The organism is Halosolutus sp. DAT137, assembly GCF_059736405.1.
Window position 1 is genome coordinate 33,405 of record NZ_JCAQID010000008.1, and the last position, 15,649, is coordinate 49,053.

18 protein-coding genes and 1 tRNA gene are annotated in these 15,649 nt (G+C 60.5%); 2 read left to right on the forward strand and 17 right to left on the reverse strand.

Annotated features, from left to right (window positions below; translation table 11 throughout):
• Positions 1 to 389: 389 nt before the first annotated feature.
• The 9 genes from AC6I6L_RS13280 to AC6I6L_RS13320 form a co-directional block, all read right to left on the reverse strand.
• Positions 390 to 1,562 carry an ATP-binding protein gene (locus tag AC6I6L_RS13280; protein ID WP_497918246.1) on the reverse strand — a complete coding sequence of 391 codons (1,173 nt, stop codon included), beginning with the start codon at positions 1,560 to 1,562 and terminating at the stop codon, positions 390 to 392.
• Positions 1,559 to 2,407: a hypothetical protein gene (locus tag AC6I6L_RS13285; RefSeq protein WP_497918247.1), complete on the reverse strand. Its 849-nt coding sequence runs from the start codon at positions 2,405 to 2,407 to the stop codon at positions 1,559 to 1,561. The genes AC6I6L_RS13280 and AC6I6L_RS13285 overlap by 4 nt, the downstream gene beginning before the upstream one ends.
• Positions 2,400 to 4,130, reverse strand: coding sequence for a hypothetical protein (locus AC6I6L_RS13290; protein WP_497918248.1), 1,731 nt, complete (start codon positions 4,128 to 4,130; stop codon positions 2,400 to 2,402). The genes AC6I6L_RS13285 and AC6I6L_RS13290 overlap by 8 nt, the downstream gene beginning before the upstream one ends.
• Positions 4,131 to 4,135: 5 nt before the next feature.
• Positions 4,136 to 4,486, reverse strand: coding sequence for a hypothetical protein (locus AC6I6L_RS13295; protein WP_497918249.1), 351 nt, complete (start codon positions 4,484 to 4,486; stop codon positions 4,136 to 4,138).
• Positions 4,487 to 4,568: 82 nt separating this feature from the next.
• Positions 4,569 to 4,850 (reverse strand): hypothetical protein, encoded by a 282-nt coding sequence (locus AC6I6L_RS13300; RefSeq protein WP_497918250.1) that lies wholly within the window; start codon positions 4,848 to 4,850, stop codon positions 4,569 to 4,571.
• Positions 4,847 to 5,299, reverse strand: coding sequence for a hypothetical protein (locus tag AC6I6L_RS13305; protein WP_497918251.1), 453 nt, complete (start codon positions 5,297 to 5,299; stop codon positions 4,847 to 4,849). Before AC6I6L_RS13305 ends, AC6I6L_RS13300 begins: the two co-directional genes overlap by 4 nt.
• Positions 5,296 to 5,721, reverse strand: a complete 426-nt coding sequence (locus AC6I6L_RS13310; RefSeq protein ID WP_497918252.1) for a hypothetical protein — start codon at positions 5,719 to 5,721, stop codon at positions 5,296 to 5,298. Before AC6I6L_RS13310 ends, AC6I6L_RS13305 begins: the two co-directional genes overlap by 4 nt.
• Positions 5,722 to 5,726: 5 nt before the next feature.
• Positions 5,727 to 6,134 (reverse strand): hypothetical protein, encoded by a 408-nt coding sequence (locus tag AC6I6L_RS13315; protein WP_497918253.1) that lies wholly within the window; start codon positions 6,132 to 6,134, stop codon positions 5,727 to 5,729.
• A 5-nt stretch (positions 6,135 to 6,139) separates the two neighbouring features.
• Positions 6,140 to 7,819 carry a hypothetical protein gene (locus tag AC6I6L_RS13320; RefSeq protein ID WP_497918254.1) on the reverse strand — a complete coding sequence of 560 codons (1,680 nt, stop codon included), beginning with the start codon at positions 7,817 to 7,819 and terminating at the stop codon, positions 6,140 to 6,142.
• A gap of 279 nt (positions 7,820 to 8,098) precedes the next feature.
• Between AC6I6L_RS13320 and AC6I6L_RS13325 the strand changes: the two genes are divergently transcribed.
• Positions 8,099 to 8,278 carry a DUF8053 family protein gene (locus AC6I6L_RS13325; RefSeq protein ID WP_497918255.1) on the forward strand — a complete coding sequence of 60 codons (180 nt, stop codon included), beginning with the start codon at positions 8,099 to 8,101 and terminating at the stop codon, positions 8,276 to 8,278.
• Between the two features lie 90 nt (positions 8,279 to 8,368).
• A complete protein-coding gene (locus AC6I6L_RS13330) occupies positions 8,369 to 9,184 on the forward strand; it encodes a hypothetical protein (protein WP_497918256.1) in 816 nt (271 codons plus the stop codon).
• Between the two features lie 344 nt (positions 9,185 to 9,528).
• On the opposite strand, the gene AC6I6L_RS13335 is transcribed toward AC6I6L_RS13330, so the two are convergent.
• From AC6I6L_RS13335 to AC6I6L_RS13370, 8 genes are all read right to left on the reverse strand, one after another.
• Positions 9,529 to 11,157, reverse strand: coding sequence for a helix-turn-helix transcriptional regulator (locus AC6I6L_RS13335; protein WP_497918257.1), 1,629 nt, complete (start codon positions 11,155 to 11,157; stop codon positions 9,529 to 9,531).
• On the reverse strand, positions 11,157 to 11,675 hold the full coding sequence (locus tag AC6I6L_RS13340; protein WP_497918258.1) for a DUF488 family protein, N3 subclade: 519 nt from the start codon (positions 11,673 to 11,675) through the stop codon (positions 11,157 to 11,159). Before AC6I6L_RS13340 ends, AC6I6L_RS13335 begins: the two co-directional genes overlap by 1 nt.
• Positions 11,672 to 12,193: a PD-(D/E)XK family putative nuclease gene (locus tag AC6I6L_RS13345; protein WP_497918259.1), complete on the reverse strand. Its 522-nt coding sequence runs from the start codon at positions 12,191 to 12,193 to the stop codon at positions 11,672 to 11,674. The genes AC6I6L_RS13340 and AC6I6L_RS13345 overlap by 4 nt, the downstream gene beginning before the upstream one ends.
• A gap of 112 nt (positions 12,194 to 12,305) precedes the next feature.
• Positions 12,306 to 12,605 carry a DUF7563 family protein gene (locus AC6I6L_RS13350; RefSeq protein WP_497918260.1) on the reverse strand — a complete coding sequence of 100 codons (300 nt, stop codon included), beginning with the start codon at positions 12,603 to 12,605 and terminating at the stop codon, positions 12,306 to 12,308.
• A gap of 226 nt (positions 12,606 to 12,831) precedes the next feature.
• Positions 12,832 to 12,902, reverse strand: a tRNA-Pro gene (locus tag AC6I6L_RS13355).
• A 100-nt stretch (positions 12,903 to 13,002) separates the two neighbouring features.
• Complete coding sequence (locus AC6I6L_RS13360) at positions 13,003 to 13,911, reverse strand: RNA-guided pseudouridylation complex pseudouridine synthase subunit Cbf5 (protein WP_497918261.1); 909 nt, start codon at positions 13,909 to 13,911, stop codon at positions 13,003 to 13,005.
• Positions 13,911 to 14,489, reverse strand: coding sequence for a (d)CMP kinase (cmk, locus tag AC6I6L_RS13365; protein WP_497918262.1), 579 nt, complete (start codon positions 14,487 to 14,489; stop codon positions 13,911 to 13,913). The genes AC6I6L_RS13360 and cmk overlap by 1 nt, the downstream gene beginning before the upstream one ends.
• A gap of 170 nt (positions 14,490 to 14,659) precedes the next feature.
• Positions 14,660 to 15,613, reverse strand: a complete 954-nt coding sequence (locus AC6I6L_RS13370) for a DUF106 domain-containing protein (protein WP_497918263.1) — start codon at positions 15,611 to 15,613, stop codon at positions 14,660 to 14,662.
• Positions 15,614 to 15,649: the final 36 nt, after the last annotated feature.

The following is a 15,649-nucleotide window of genomic DNA, read 5'->3' on the forward strand; positions in this document are numbered from 1 at the left end:
CGTCGGCTCCAGGTCCGCCCTGGAGACCGGGACCGCCGCCGCGATCGTCCGGTGGTCCGACCTGATCGGACGGTACGCCAACCATTCCGCCCGGCGAGCTCGTCGACGCGATCGACGAGACGCGATCCGTGCGATCGACGTCGCCGCCCGCCGCTGCGACCGGCGCGATCACCGACGTCGCCATCAAGAGAACTACCAGCAACGTGACCATAGTACGTACTGGCGGGAGCGCGCGCATAATGCGATCGTGCACACGCCCGGGGACCCCACCGTGCCTATCTGAGCTACGCGCGCGCGTATTCCGCTGGTCGACCGGCGACACAGCCGCCGAGCCGTCCGAATCGATCCGACCGACCCTACCTTTCGATTGAAAAATTTTCATTTTGAAATTACCCCAGTTTGATTTTCAGATTGTGATTCGACGCCCTCGGCATGTTCTTCCACTTGAACAGCTCGAAATTCGTCTCGTTGAACATCAGCGCGGTTCCGACCGACCGTCTCGACGTGATATCCGTCTCCATTGGCACGCTGTCGAACCCGACGACGTCGCCCGCGCTCGTCGGATTGCTCGTCGTCGGCATTTGGCAGCGCCAGCGGAGTTTCCGGCGGATCTTTTCGTGCACGTCCGTCTCGCTGTGCACGACGCCGTAGAACGACACGCCGAACTTCCGGAGATCGACCCACGCGTCTTTCATGAGATCGACTTTCTGGTAACTCCCGAACTGGTCTTTCTGAGCGCCCTGCGGCATGATATCCCCGAGTTCGTCGCACATCCAGGCAGTCCAATGAAACGGCCCGTGCTCGACGCGAGCAAGAGCCCAAGCGAACCACCAGTGGTTCGCGGGATCCTCCGGAGCGAACAGTTCGCCGCGCTGTGGTGGGTCGACAGTCCGCTCGTCGCTTTCCTCGTACACGGCCTGACAGCCGCGCATTTCCGGGTCTGGATAGACCACATGAAACGCGCCCTGCTGGAGAACGCGGTGATTGAGATCGATCGGGTCCGAGTACCGCACGACCTCGCGCACGATCTCGTCGAGATCGTCGACGTCGAGCACCGCCGACGGCTCCGTCGGGTTCTTCGCGTCGAGCCTGATCTCCGGATCAGCGCCCTCCGGGAGACAGAGTCGCGTCCACGGAGCGAGCGGCAGCCACTCCGAGCGTGAGCTCGAGCCGCGCCAGACGACCGCCGCGTCGTTGATCTCGAGTTCGCGAACCGCAAGGAAGTTCGTCAGTGTCGATTTGCCGCTCCCCGGCTTGCCGCGGATCAAGAGATCTGAACCGCCTTCGAGCTGACCGTCCGGCGAATCGTCCCAGTAGCTCTCGAAACAATTCGGAAGTACCGTTCCGTAATTAAATCGAGCCGGATCCCACGACGGGATTCCGAAGTGACGCCGCATACTGTCGGCGTCCGTGTGTCTCCGACGATCGCCGTCGGAGTCCGGATCCGTCCCGTCCGCTAGCGCTTGCCGCGTGTTTCGGACCGGTTCGGCGAATTGCTGTAGGAGCTCTCGTTTCGTCTCGTCGTCTGTCGTCTCCGCTGATCGTGGTATACTCAGACTCATGCTAATTCAGGTTCTGTTCGCTGTTTTTCGTCGTCTGGCTGTTCTCCCGCGCGACCGGCGAGATCGCGCACGCCCGCATTGAATGCCGGGATCAGGTGGTACGCCGCGAACAGCTCGCGAGCGCGTTGATCCGTTGGCTCGGTCGACGTCAACAGCGACGACGTCGACGGCTCGCGGTACATCCGCTCGACGAACGACTCCGAGAGCTCACCGTGCGTCGCGAGCTCGAGATCGTCTCCCCATTCGAGGATTGCTCCGCGATCAGGGAGCCCGTCGAGACAGTCCGCGAGCGCCCGCTGTTGATATCGCTCCAGCTCGTCGAGCGCCGGTCGCATTGCGATATAGCGCTGTAACTGCGGGTCGTGTTTCGATCCGCTATCGCGATCGTCGAGATACTCTCCGGCGTCGTTCCGGAGCTCACGCATGGCGCGGTGTCCCGACGAGCCGAGCAAGACTGCCGACATTCGCTCTCTCAGCTCGTCGACAGCCGACGGGTCCAACTGCCGGCTCCGTTCCTCCGCCGTCAACAGCGCCGACAACAGCGCCCGCTCGCGCCCGCTGGATGGAACGCCACGGAATTGCCGCGCGAGCTCGAGATACCAATCCTGATCAATCTCCCCAAGAGTCCGGACCGTGAGCCGTTGCGACCACGTTAGGATCTCACGGCGCGAGCTGAATCCCTCCAGGAGCTCGTGACGGAGATCCCGGAGATCAAGCGAGAGTTTTTGGAGCGCCGGTCGGTGACTCTCGGCGATCTCCGGATCGACGCCGCTCGACCGATCGTCGGTCGACGCGTTGTGCAAGAGCGAGCGAGCGACGTCGACGGCGTCGTCGCGATCAGTCATCGGCCGGCACCTCGTTTGCCTCCTGGTCGCGATCGCCGTCGCCGCTCGAGTTCGTCTCCGTACTCGAGCCGTCGTCGAGGATTCGTCGGTCGACGTCCGAGCCGAACATTTCCTCGATTAGCGTTGCGTCTTGAGTTTCGAGCGCGTCGTCGACGTCGCGCTCGGACCGTGCACGTTCCTGAATCAGCTTTTCGCGTGCCGATTCGATTGTTTCCGCGCTATCGTGCTCCTGCGCGAGATACATCATGCTCACGAACGCCGCCCGTTCGTGGCCGGTCGCGGGCTCGACGGTCGCGCTCGTCTCCGTCGGCGTCGCCGTGTACGCGACGATGAGGGCGATCCCGGTTGCGATCCCCCAGGACCACGCCAGGGACGTCCCGACCAGCGTCACGATTCCGATTCCGACCATTCCGATCGTCGCCAGCCGGAGTGCGTCGTCGCGGCCGTTGATCTCCGGAGTCTCGAATTTCCAGCCCTCCGGCTCGTAGTCGATCGTTTCGTCGGCGTCCGGATCGACAAAGATCAGCTGATCCCATTCGCTCTCGGCGAGATTCATCTCCGTCGTGAGCGGGCGCGTCGGCTCGAGCCGCGCCATTCCCCCGAAGACTCTCGAAAGGAACGGGCGCAAGCCCGGACGAACGACCGCCTGCCGCCCGCCGCTCATTTCGACGATTTTCTCGGATTGGACGTCGCCGAGAAGCGAATCGACGACGTCGTCGCCGCGCGGGTTCGCGACGTCCACCAGGTGCGGTCGCACGAACAGCGTTTCCTTGATCGCGCTCTGGTCGCTCTCGAGCACGACGATCCCGATTACCCCAGTGAGATACAGCGCCGCGATCAGCGGAGCGCCGACGACGAGATCCGCCAGCGTCTCGAACTGGAACGCAACGAACAGGAACGTGCCGATCGTCAGTCCGACGATCCACGGTACGTAGCCGATCTGTGGACCAGCGCCCGCGCGTTTGACCGCCTTGTTCGCGAGCCCGCCGACGACAAACGCTCCGACGCCGATCGGTAGCAGGAACTCGACGATCGCCCGCCACAGGTACTCTCCCTCGCTGTCGACGCCGGCGTCGGCCGTCGTCGCGAGCGATTGGTGGCGGAACGTCCATTGCGCGCCGTCGACGCGATCGCCGTCGCTGTCTTCGAGCCACATCGTCACGTGTCGCTGTTCGTCGGATCGCTGGAGACGGACCGTCTCGCGATCGAACGAGCCCGAGAGCGATATCTCGTGTCTGTCCTCCGCGTAGACGTTCGCGGCCGCGACCGTCTCGTTACCGCGCTCGCGCGTTTCGGGATCCCAGTAGACGACGACCAGCTCGAGATCCGCGGTCTCGGCCGACCGGCCGCGGTTCGCGTGCAACGTGAGTTCGTCGACGCGAACGAGATCGCCGTTCGCGAGCAAGTTCTCCGCTTCCCAGTCCTCGGTTGACTCCGAGAGTATCGGATTGTGACCGCCGTAGTCGACGTACACGCTTCCCGAGTCAGACAGCCAGCGAGTCGACGGATCCGCTCCCGCGATCTCGCTCCCGCCGCCCCGGAGCGTGTCGAGACCGTAGCTCTCGTCGAGCTCGTCGGCGTCGGTCTCGTTGATCTCGACGTCGGTCTCGTTTCCAGCGGTCTCGTTGCCCTCTTGTGCCGCCGCGACGCCAGCCGTCGCCAGCGACAGCGCGAGCACGGTCGCGATCGCGATCGCGGTCAGCGTGTGACGCGTGGCTCTCATTCCAGTTACCTCCGATCGAACATGGCGAGCACGACCATTGCCGCGACCGTGACGACGATCCACGTCTCCGGCGTGATCCCGATGGATCCCGCACTGACGAGATACCCGAGCGCGATCGCGAACAGATTGCTCACCGCCGGAGCGTTCGCGCCGATCACGTCGCCAAACATCCCGAGCACGGCCGCGCCCTCCTGAGCCGCCGCGACGAACACGGTCACGCTTCCGACCAGGAGCCCGCCGACGCCGCCGACGAGATTCCGCGTCGCGGTCTCGGAGTCTCCGTCCGCGGCCGCGTAGAGCGCGAGCCAGACCGTCGAGATCAGCCCGAGCGCGACGCCGAGCCCCAGCGTCGACATCACGGCCGACCACCGGGATCGCCCGTCGGTCGCTGTCGTCTCTGCCGCTGCCGATACTCCGGTCGTGGTCGTTTTGCTCGTCTCATTTTGTTGTTTTCTGATACAATCTTTCGAGTAATCGAATCGCCATGAACGCCAGCACGATTACGATTATCGCGTTATACGCCTGATCGACCGCTCCGTGCGGGATCCAGTCGGCTCGAGCCGCGTAGGTCGACAGCGTCGCGACGAACGACAGCACAACTGTCGGATCCTGAAACAGTAACAGGAACACGGCGACGATCACGTCGCCGCCGAACACGACGAGATCTGCCGTTACGCCCGCGACAGTACCGATCACGCCCGCAAGATATCGGTCGCTCATGTGGACAACACCGGGATTCTCCCGACAATTTGATTGAACGCCTGCATACCGAACTCCGCGAGCACGGTGATTATCGCCGCCCACATCGCGACGTACACGATCGGTGCGGCCGGCCCCGCAGCGAGCGACGCCGACAGCAACAGCTCGTTTACCAAGTTGACCAGATAGAGCGGGATCGCGCCGACGACCGATAGAGAGTCGACCACAGCGCTCCCCGCGGATCCCAACACACCGTCGAGAAACAGAGATCCGATCTCCTGGAACAACCCGATCAGCCCGGTGACGATGTTTAAGAACGATTCAACAATCACGACAAATATCCTATTGCGGATGTATTCTCCCGGTGCTTGTGCGAAGTCGGTGATCTCATCCGCATAGCTCGCGATATTCGTGAGTTCGTCTACATAGTCGACAAGTTCTCTCAGCTCTCCGAGATCGTCGTCACTCACGGAATCACCTCTTCGCTAACCCACTGATAGACGCGATCGATCACAGTCAGCGTTAGTAAGAAGATCAGGATCGCGGCCGGGAGCCCGAAAATCCCAAACACCTCGTGGTGTAGGAAATTGATTAGTTCGACGACCGCTCGTTGCATCCCGTCAGCTGGTGACGTCACGGTCTCGTAGATCAGGTTTGAGAGCCAGCCAGACAGCAGGTGCATGGCCGCCTCGATACTACTCAGGAAGAACGAGACGACCTCGACGACGTAGAAGAAATACGCAAGGATCACGGCCCCGACACTATCTCGCAGGAGCTTCGACCAACGAATTCCGTCTTCGACGTACTCGCCCGCTCTGTCTGACAGTGATCCGCCGTCGTCGCCGCTGGTCCCACCGTGCGATGGCGGAGTCCAACCCCAGTCGTCTCCCATTCTTGTCACCCAAACCTATTCGTGATAATCCCCCACGGAACGATCTCCGTGCGGTCCCACCACCAATCGACGATTAGCAATGCCATCACGACCGACACGACTCCGAGCGGGAAGGCGAACGGACCAGCGAACGATCCGATCCCGACGAGCAACGACTGTTCCGACGAGAGTCCACCCGCCTCGATCACGCCGACGCCCGCGCCGATCGTGCCGGAGATAAAATCAGCGAATCCCTGCATGATCGCGCGAACCGGCGCGAACACCGTCTGGAAGAACGATCCCATGATGTTCGAGACACTCCAGACCCAGGCCAAGAAGATCGTGCCGAATCCCGTCTCCAGGAGCCGACGCCAGCCGCCGGAGTCGAGTGCGTCACCCGCGCGGTCGAACAGACTGTCCGGGTCAGTTGCCATTTAAATCACCCCGTGAACGGCAGTCGTTTCCGAACCAGTCCAAAGTAGCCCGTAACGGCTGTCACGGCAGCGAGTGCGAACCCACGAGCGCCGCTGAACCAGCCACCGCCGCCGGAGCTTCGAGCGCCGAACCCGCCGCCCCCGCCGTCGGTAAACAGCTGGTCCGTCTCGCTGTCGGTCAGTTTCAGCTCCGCCACGACCGAGTACTCGACGCCGGTCGAAACGAATTCCTCAAGCTCGGCATAGTCACCCTCGCCGGGGAGCTGATTCCGGCGATCCTCACCGTCGACGTCCTCGTCGTCGGTGTCCGCCGTGTCCTCCGCGACCTCCAGGACGTGATACCGCTCGTCGGGGAGCTCCTGTTGCATCTCGAGCGTGAGATCGCTGTGTGAGAGCTCGTACGCCGTCGGCACCTCAATGCGCGCGTGCGTTTCCGACAGCGCGTCGTATGGCGGATACCGGTCGGTTTGCTCGAGACTATGCGACGTCTCGACGTCCGTGCTCGACGCATCGTACGCGAGCGGTAGCTCGAGATCGTGCCGCGTCGCGTTCGCGACGAGATCGCCCTCGAGATCCGTCGCCCAAAACATCCCCGACGGCTCCCGAATCGTCTCCGTGTCTTCGTCGTCGGTGTTTTCGTCGACGACGCGCGTTCCGAACTCCCACCGGCTCTTGCGCTGTCCGTTGAGTCCGAACAGCGTCACGTCCGCGTCAGCGTCCGAGACCGTGATCTCGACGGCCGTGATTTCTTCGAGCTCGTTAGCAAGCTCGCCGAATTGAACCTGATGAACGATCCCGCTGCCGGTCGCGGTCGCGACGACTTCGTTGGCCGTCTCGTCCCCGTTCGGATCGATCCGCACGGTCTTTGCTCCGCCGACGTCGTCGACGAACGCGAACTCGACGAGCCCGTCCGCCGCGATCGTGCTGATGTTCACGCCGAGCTGGAAGTACTGACGGGGATCCGCGTCGGCAAGAACGTCAGCATGGCTGTCCGCGTCGAAAGTCGCCGTCGTGCTGCCACCGTCGACGACGCCGTCCGTCGAGATCCGCACGCTATCGATCTCGAGATCGCCCTCCGTGACAGTCATGTCCGCACCGGCGGTCCAAAACTCCGGATCGATCGCGGAGACGTCTTGCACGTCGCCGTCGGAGTCCTCGTACGTCACGTCGCGCGGGAACGAGCGGTAATCGCTCGCGTCGAGTCGATCCGCGCGGAGCCCGAAAACGTTCGCCGTCGTCTCGTCGTGATCGTTCGGGTCACGATCGTCGATCACCGCTGGGAGCGTCGTCGCCTCGCCGTCGTCTCCCTCGTACTCAAGCGGGTTCCAGCCGGGCTCGTGCGTCCCGATCGTCGTCGTCGCGCTCGCGAACGGGTTTGGCACGGCGTCCGCGTCGAACGCGAGTTGTTCGCCGTCGTCAGCTACCGCCGTTCCAGCTCCCGCGAGCGCGATCGTCGCGACTGTACCGACGCAAAACGCGCGTCGGCCCATCTGTGATTCGTTGAGTTGTGCTCCGTTCTCGCCACTGCTTGTTTCGGTCATGTCGATATCGTAAGATCGCCCGTTTACGGCGGGCACACCGTGTTTCGCTGCCAGTTCGGGATCCGGCGTCCATTGCCTTCGGAGCCGATTGATGTACTTGCGGAAAGCCGGGCTTCCTCCGAGCCCGTGCTCGTCGTCTGTCACGGCCTTCCCCTCCATACGTCCGCGATCGCGACGAGCGTAAGCATCGAGCCCACGATCGTTACACCGGAGATCACGCTACAACCCCTCGATGCCACCGCGTCTTACCGATCTGTTCTGGGTACATTCTGTCACCTGTATACAGCGAACGCTACCGCGCTCGCTCTGAGAACCAGATTTGGACCGAACAGATAGTCCTCAGGAATGTAACGGGTTCTCCGGGGTACTACCCCCCGGAAGCACCACCCTTTAAGACGAGGGGACGAGGTGTGCCGATATTCGATGCCAATCCGAAAGCTCAGAAACATAGACGGGTCTGGTGGAGTGACGCTCCCGAAAGACGACCTATTCCGAGACGGCCTGGTCGACGACGACGGTGAAATCAAAGACGCTCGTGTCGCAGTCGATCGCGTTGGCGATGGCGAGTACAGGATTAAAGCAGTTGACCCTGATAATTTTTAAACAACTGACCCATGGAGTATCATGATGCCGAATTTCATATGTTAGAGGTATTGCGTGTGTTTTTTGATCGAGAAAAATCTTGTTGTTATAATGACTATCGAACCTGCGTGGCTCCAAGCTGGATCCACGGTTGTTTTGGTGTTAGTTACTGGGTACTATACCTATTTGCTTCATCGCCAAAACAATCGTGAGCGCCGAAGGTATCATTCAGACATATTACGTGAACGAATACAGGAATGGTTAGAACATCTGCCAGACGTACAGAAAACACAAATCCAATCAGCAGAACCTGTATATGTCTTTGGCCAAAATGATCCATTTCGCGTTGCCCCCTCAAATCTCGAAGAGGACAACTATTTTCAGGATCTAATCAAGAATCACGGAGATGAACTCCGCCAACATAAGAACCAGATCGAAGATCTAAATGAATCGTTCGAGACTCTGAAAGATGAATTTGTAGACCAATTTAATGATTCTGAACCGATCAAATCTGCACCACTCAATCTTGAACCCACAGAGTGGTATAATGAATGGGTTTTTAACCGAATAATCCTCCTTGAGCGGACAGATCTGATGAAAAGTGGTCTCGATAAAAGAGTTGAGCAAGCATTAGGGCGCAATACTAGTAGACATGCGGATGAAATAAAATATCCTGGTAGTGGAGGAAACAGCTATAAGGTGATTCTTACCCGTCAATCGGACAACTCTATCGAGAATGATCAGGAGATGGTAGCTTCTGTCCTACAGGAAGTGATCGATCAAATCGATAAGTACGAAGAGTACAACATTGCCTCTGAAGCAGCGACTGTATTGGATCAAATGGAATCTGAAATCGATGCATTACAGAAGAAACTCATTGAGTATGAAGGGATGGCAACGTACCCCGGCAACTGTGAGTATTTATAGAGTCAATCATCAACCCCTGTTTCGTGTCCTTCAACTCGAGATTCGGAAAAGTAGGGAGGGGTGTGTGCGAATCGGGTCTCAACCATCCGAAACCCCAAAATTTTCGGCGCAGCGGGGCTGTGCGGGGCGGAGTAATTTTTGACATTGTGTCGTTAGACACACTCGCTAAGGGGATGTGCCCGCGCAGTGGGAACGGTGACTGAGTTACAACCGTCGGTGAACGCAATAAAGTAGTTCCACTCGAAACGCGGTCTCGACATGAAACGGGGGTTAGTCGGGAAAACAGAGTATCACTTATAAAAGAATGAACGGGAGACGGCGTTGCCACTATCGACCGGGCTTGTTTACCCGGTGTCGTAGCGGTCAATCAATAGGCGGGCTTTGTTTGCGATCGTGTTCCCATCGGGATCGTCGAACACGACCGTCGCGTTCTCGAAGGTGACGGGATCGCGCCCGGCTCGGATCCATGCGATTTTACCGTAATCGACGATCTCGCCGACGTGGTCATACGAATCGTGTTTGAACGTGGACAGGATCTCGCGGATCCGGATTTTAGCGTTCTCCTGGGGATTGTTGCCGTCGCGAACGAGCTCGGCTCCGTAGCGAGTGAGCCAATTTTGCCACGCTCGCCCCTTGCGTTCGAGATCTCGTGGATCGACGTTGAGCGTATCCTCGATGATTCGAGTCGTTGCCTCAACGGTCTCGTCGAGCTGGTCGACGAGGTCGGCTACACGATCGCGAATCTTCTGAGAGAGGAACGAGACGTTTCCATTCTCGTTCTCGAGCAGATCTCCGAGTTTCGATAGCGCGCGGTAAATTGTCGAGGTCGCCCAACCAGTGTCGTCAGCGATCTCGTTGACGTGTGCGTCTCCGCCATCGGTCAAAGCGACGCGCTCGAGTACGTCGCGATCGCGATCCGACAGCCGCGTCAGTGTCGACATGAGTACGGAGTCTTGATGCGATTCGATTTCGGGGGTAGGATCGTCGAACAGTGCAACGTCGCGATCGGAGCGAGCGCTTGCGTCAAAATGCCAGTCGGATATGAACGCGACGTCTCCCTTTGTCGGCACCCCTGCCCACTCGAGCGTATTGATAATCGTTTCCTCGAGCTCGTGACCGAGTTCGTCGATCTCGTGCCATGGGATCGCTTCGCCGTTGAGACCTTTCTTGAACAGTGAGCCGAGTTTCGGATGATAGAGTGGGTCGCTGTCGTCTTTCTTGCGGACGTGCTCCGGGTGGTAGTGCTTGAGTTGGAGTCCGTGGCGAGTACCGTCGGGAAACATTTCTGAAACGGCTCGCGTTGGGAGACGGAGCTGGTGATTGTACCCCACGATCTCGCGATTGTCGGCTGAAAAGACGATCTTGCTTCCCTCCTGGTCGGCGAGCAGATGGAACAGCCGGTGAAAGATCCCATCGGACTTGACGACTTTTCGCGCATACTCTCGGTTTACGCGAAAGTAGCGCTCATACTGAGTAACTCTCGAGTATTCGTGAGGAGTTCCGGTGAAGTATTCTGGGTTCCATCCGATCCCGGCCTTTTCGGCAAGCGTGCGCATAATGCGCGGGATTAGCTCGCGAATCTCTCGCGGCTCGAGATTCGAGCACGTTTCGAGTTTCACATTCGTCGCGAGACCGAGATCGGCCGGAACGGACTGTGGCCGGCGCTCGCTCGACCAATCGAGTCGCGGTTGTATCAACAGCGGTAACTTACGCTCGTCACGTCCGTGTGCGGTGATTCGATACTCCCGAAGATTACCGTCGACTTTGTCTGACGGACGGGGCTTCAGACCCCCGTTTTGATATCCAACCGAGACAACCCACGGCTCGCCGTCGATCTCGACGTTCATGTCTTTTTGACCGCCGTCGAGTGCACCGATCAGCTCGCCGAGCTGCCAGTACGGCGAGTCGCCATGATCGGTAAAGGTGAGGTAGCCGCGGATCTCGTGAGCCGCTGACGCCGGATGATCCGCCATCACGCACCCCCGGATTCGGCGAAGTCGGTCAGTGTCGCATCGGGATCCTCGACCTCGTCGTCACCATCGTCGATCGGGATGGTAGACGGATCGGGGTGGTGAACGATCTCGACGTCTTCCAAGTCAGCGACGATCGTGTTCGCGAGCAACCGCCGGTGGCACCACCGCGCGTCCTTCTCCCAACAGACCAGCCACAGATCACGCTCCCGAGCGCGATTGGTCAGCTCGTCGAGCACAGTCTGTGGACCAGCTTGATTCAGGTACTCGAGATACCGCCGCTCGTAGTCGACGGAGTCCCACGCGATTACGGCGGGGTTGGCCTCGCCGTTCTTTTCGGCAGCGGACTCGACGGTCTTGTAGGCGTCGAGTAGGTCGTCGGGTGGCGCGACCGCCGGGATGTTCCGATCAGTGATTCGTTCGACGAAATCCTTCGGATAGCGAACGACACCGTAGATGGAAGCGTCGTCGGACGGTTCGCAGCTCGGTAGCCGCCCGAAGTACGTCGTGTGGACCGTCACGACCGATCACCCACAGTAACCGCGGGATCGACACCCGCCGGATCGATCACGTGCGACCACGCGAGTTTCGCGACCTCTTGCTCCGATCGATCGCCGCTAACCTCGTACCACCGACCGGACAGGAGTTCGTCGAGGATCGTTGCCGGCACGATCGCGCGGGCGACCTGTGGCAATCCCGGCCGGGGGAGGTAGACGACAATCAGGTACATTCCGGCCGCGTCGAGCAATTGTTCGTGGGCCGCCCGCTTGACGTAGATTCGACCGTGGGTCGTTCCGTCGCCGTTACTCGTTTCGAGCTGGCAGCCTTTGATTTCGACCGGGATGTCCGTCTCGAGCAACACGATTCCGTAGAACGGCAGCGATCGACGCGGCTCGAGCAACGTCGATGTCCGCGCGTCGTGCCACGTAGCCGTTCGGTCACCGACGTACTCGAGTTCGGTGAGGTCCTGAACGATGTGTGCCTCGATGGCGTCCCCGCTGGCCTTCGGACTCTCGAGCGGTGAGGTTCGCGAACTCATAGCGGTCCCTCCCGAGCGTCGCGAACGTCGCGCGTACAGTCAGAACAGAGCTGACGTAGCCCATGAATTCGATCGCCACAGCGTTCGCACTCGTCGGATTCGACCAGACGGCTCACGCTGATTCACCCCCATCGGTCGCAATCTCGCCAGAGCCATAGCGACAAACCGCCTGTACGTGCGGTGCCAGATCCTCGTAACACTCGTTGAACCGGCTCGGGTCGTCAAGCGGATCGGCGATCGCGATCGCCAGGCCCGCGGCGCTTCCGGAACTCAGTCGCGTGTAGGTGTCGCAATCGGGACAGCGGTGTGCGCGGTCGCGATCGTCACCGTAACCACGTCGAAACTCGGGAGTGACGTGTGCTCCGCAGCGGAGACAGTGGCTTGGATCCGTCTCGACGTTGAGACGCATCATGGCCGACACACCCCTTCGTCTTTCGCGACGCACTGCTGGTTCTGGTCGTCGATCTCGAAGCCACAGAATCGGCAAACGTGCACCGCTGGAGGGACTTCGTCGGCGTCACTACTCACGCCGACGCACCTCCATTTAAAGAGAGGGGTTTACACCATGCTATTCCGGAGTGTATTTTGAGTGCAGAACAGCTGTGCTGGTCGTAATTTTCATCCAGCAGAACGTTGAATGGGACCGCCGAGAATTGAACTCGGGTCCTACGGACCCCATCCGCAGAGGATACCACTACCCCACGGTCCCGCATGCGGACCGATGGTCGTCTGCCGTTTAAGCGTGTCGTTTCGATCGCTCCTCGACAGCTAGAAACAGGCCTGCGACGGGATGGCGGTCGAACACCCGTTCACACCAGCACCCGCTCGAGATCGACCACGACACCCTCTTCCGCGGTCGGGTTGCCGACCAACGTGCCCAGACAGACGGCTGCGCCGTCGGGCGTGTAACAGGCCACGAGATCGCCTCGATCGGCATCCGAACCGACCTCGAGAACGCCGGGGGCGTACACCGGCGCTCCCGTCGCGACTTCCCGCGCTGCGCTCTCGGCGATTTCGATGGCGGGAATCCCGTCCAGAATGCGCTCGGCGGGCGAGACGACTTCCCGGAGTGGCTCTGGATCGTCGTCTTCGACCCAGAACGCGAGCGCATCGAGGAACACCTCGGCCGTGTGGAGGGCCGTGTCATCGAACGGGTCGGTCATCGTCCTGCGAAGGTGTCCCATGTGGCCGCCGGTTCCAAGCGCCAAACCGAGGTCGTGACAGAGTTTGCGGACGTAGGTCCCGCTCTCACACCGGATGCGAAGCAGCACCTGCCGATCGGTCCTCTCGAGAACGTCCAGCCCGTAAATCTCTCGCACGCGGAGGCGGCGCGAAACGGCGCTCTTTCGCGGTGGCTTCTGGTAGATCGGTCCCTCGAACTCCGCGAGGACGGACTCGACGTCGGCCGGCACGGGACCGTGACACTCGAGTACCGCGACGTACTCTTTTGCCCCCTCGAGGAAGACCTGGGCGAGTCGCGTCGCATCCCCGAGCATCACCGGCAGGCACCCGGTCACTTTCGGATCGAGCGTCCCCGCGTGGGCCGCCTGCTCGATCGTGGCGTCGGTACCGCGGTCGGCAAGCGTCTCGGCGACGGAATCCCGGAGCCAGCCGCTGATCTGATGGGAAGAGGGACCGGGCGGTTTGTCGAGGTTGACGACGCCGAAGGTGAGGAGGTCGGCCGGCGATCGGTCCTCGGGTGGGCCTCGAAGGCTCATCAGAACTCGTATTCGATACCGGTTACGGTCGCTTTCCCCTCGTCACCGGCGGTCTCGTACTCCCCGACGGCGGTGACGAGCATGTCGAGGACGGCATCGGGTTCCCAGCGGGCCGTGTTCACCGAGAGGTCGTAGATCCCCAGATCCCCGATATCGATTCCGTAGTACTCGAGGTATCGCTGTGCCTCGCTCGCCTCTCGGGCTTTCGTCTCCTCCGTCGCTCGATCGGGGTCTTTCCCCTCACGCTCGGCAATACGCTTTCCGCGGACGCCGACCGGCGCGTCGAGCCAGAATCGGAAATCAGCGTGGTCGCCCGCGAGCCACCCGGCGAGACGGGATTCGAGCACCAGTCCGTCCGACTCAGTGGCGATTTCGCGCAGCCGTCGATCGAGGTCGCGATCGATCTCGTCGTTTTCTTCCGCGAGTTTGTTGAACTCGAGTGGCGTGTACCCTCGCTCGTCGGCCAGTTCGCGAAAAATGTCACCGCCGCTGACGTGGTCGAGATCGAAGGACTCGGCAAGCAACTCCGCAGTCGTGCTCTTCCCGCTTCCCGGCGGACCGGAGACGGTGAGTAACATATCTCTGCTCCGATGCGGTGAGTAAAATGGGTTTTGAATCGATCGGGGTATCGACCGACCCTCGCGGGGATGAGTGAATACGAAACCGGGGCCGTCGCGCCGTCAGTCGAAGGGGAGTCAAAGTAGTAGCGGTTGGCCCGAGTAGTGCGGTTCGCGTCGGTTCGGCGTCGTCAGGCTCCTGTCGGCGACATGTCGATGTTCAATGCCTTCCGCAGCAGTTGCGTAAAGCCCATCGAACAGAGGAAGTACCAGATGATCCAGGCCCACATCGGGCCGAGCAGCGACTCGTCCAGCGAGACCTCGCCGGCGATCGGCATCACCATCGTCAGTTCGGCTTCGCTGACGTGGCCGTCGAGGATCTTCCAGTACATCCAGAGGAACAGCGGGATGGTAAAGAGCATGATCCAGACCATCGGCCGGAACTGCTCTTTGAACATCCCGATGTTCTCCGCCATCGCTTCCATCTGTTCTTCGCGGGCGTCGTCGAGTTCGTTGTCGATACGTTCGATTTCGGCTTCGCTTGCGCCCCGCTCCTCGGCGTCTTTCTTTCGTTCACGGATGTCTTTCTGTTTGTTCTGCATCGCCTTCATCCGCTCTTGGTACTTGCCGATGATCTCGGGATTCATCAGGTTCGCCTGCAGGAGCGTCGAGTACAGCCCAGTCAACAGCGCGACCGACAGAATCACGATATGGAACGGCAGGAACGCGTCGAGCGGACCCAACACGAGGTCAAGCGCACCGCCAACCGTGTTGCGGACGGAATCGAGCCAGTAGCCGACCATCAGTAGGATCGCACCGACTGCTGCCAGTTTGTCCCACTGTGACCAGCTGGTCGCCTCGTCGTCGATGTCGACATCCGGAACTCCGGAATCACTGTCACCATCGCCGTCGAGAGCCTCGTCGAAGGCCTCGCGATCGGCAATCTCGAACCCCGCGTTGCCGTCGACCAGTACTCCCTTCTCGATCAGACGGCCCCACTGGCCGCTCGTGAGGTCCTCGCGGACGTCACCCCACTCGACCGAGCCGCCGTTCTCGTCGGCTACCTCGCGGATGGCCTCCAGCGCCTCCGACATGGAGGAATCCTCGCTTACGAGGGCGTTGATCTTCTCGGCTGTACGCGTCATCTGACGAAACCTAGGCCCGTCCGATATACAAGTGTT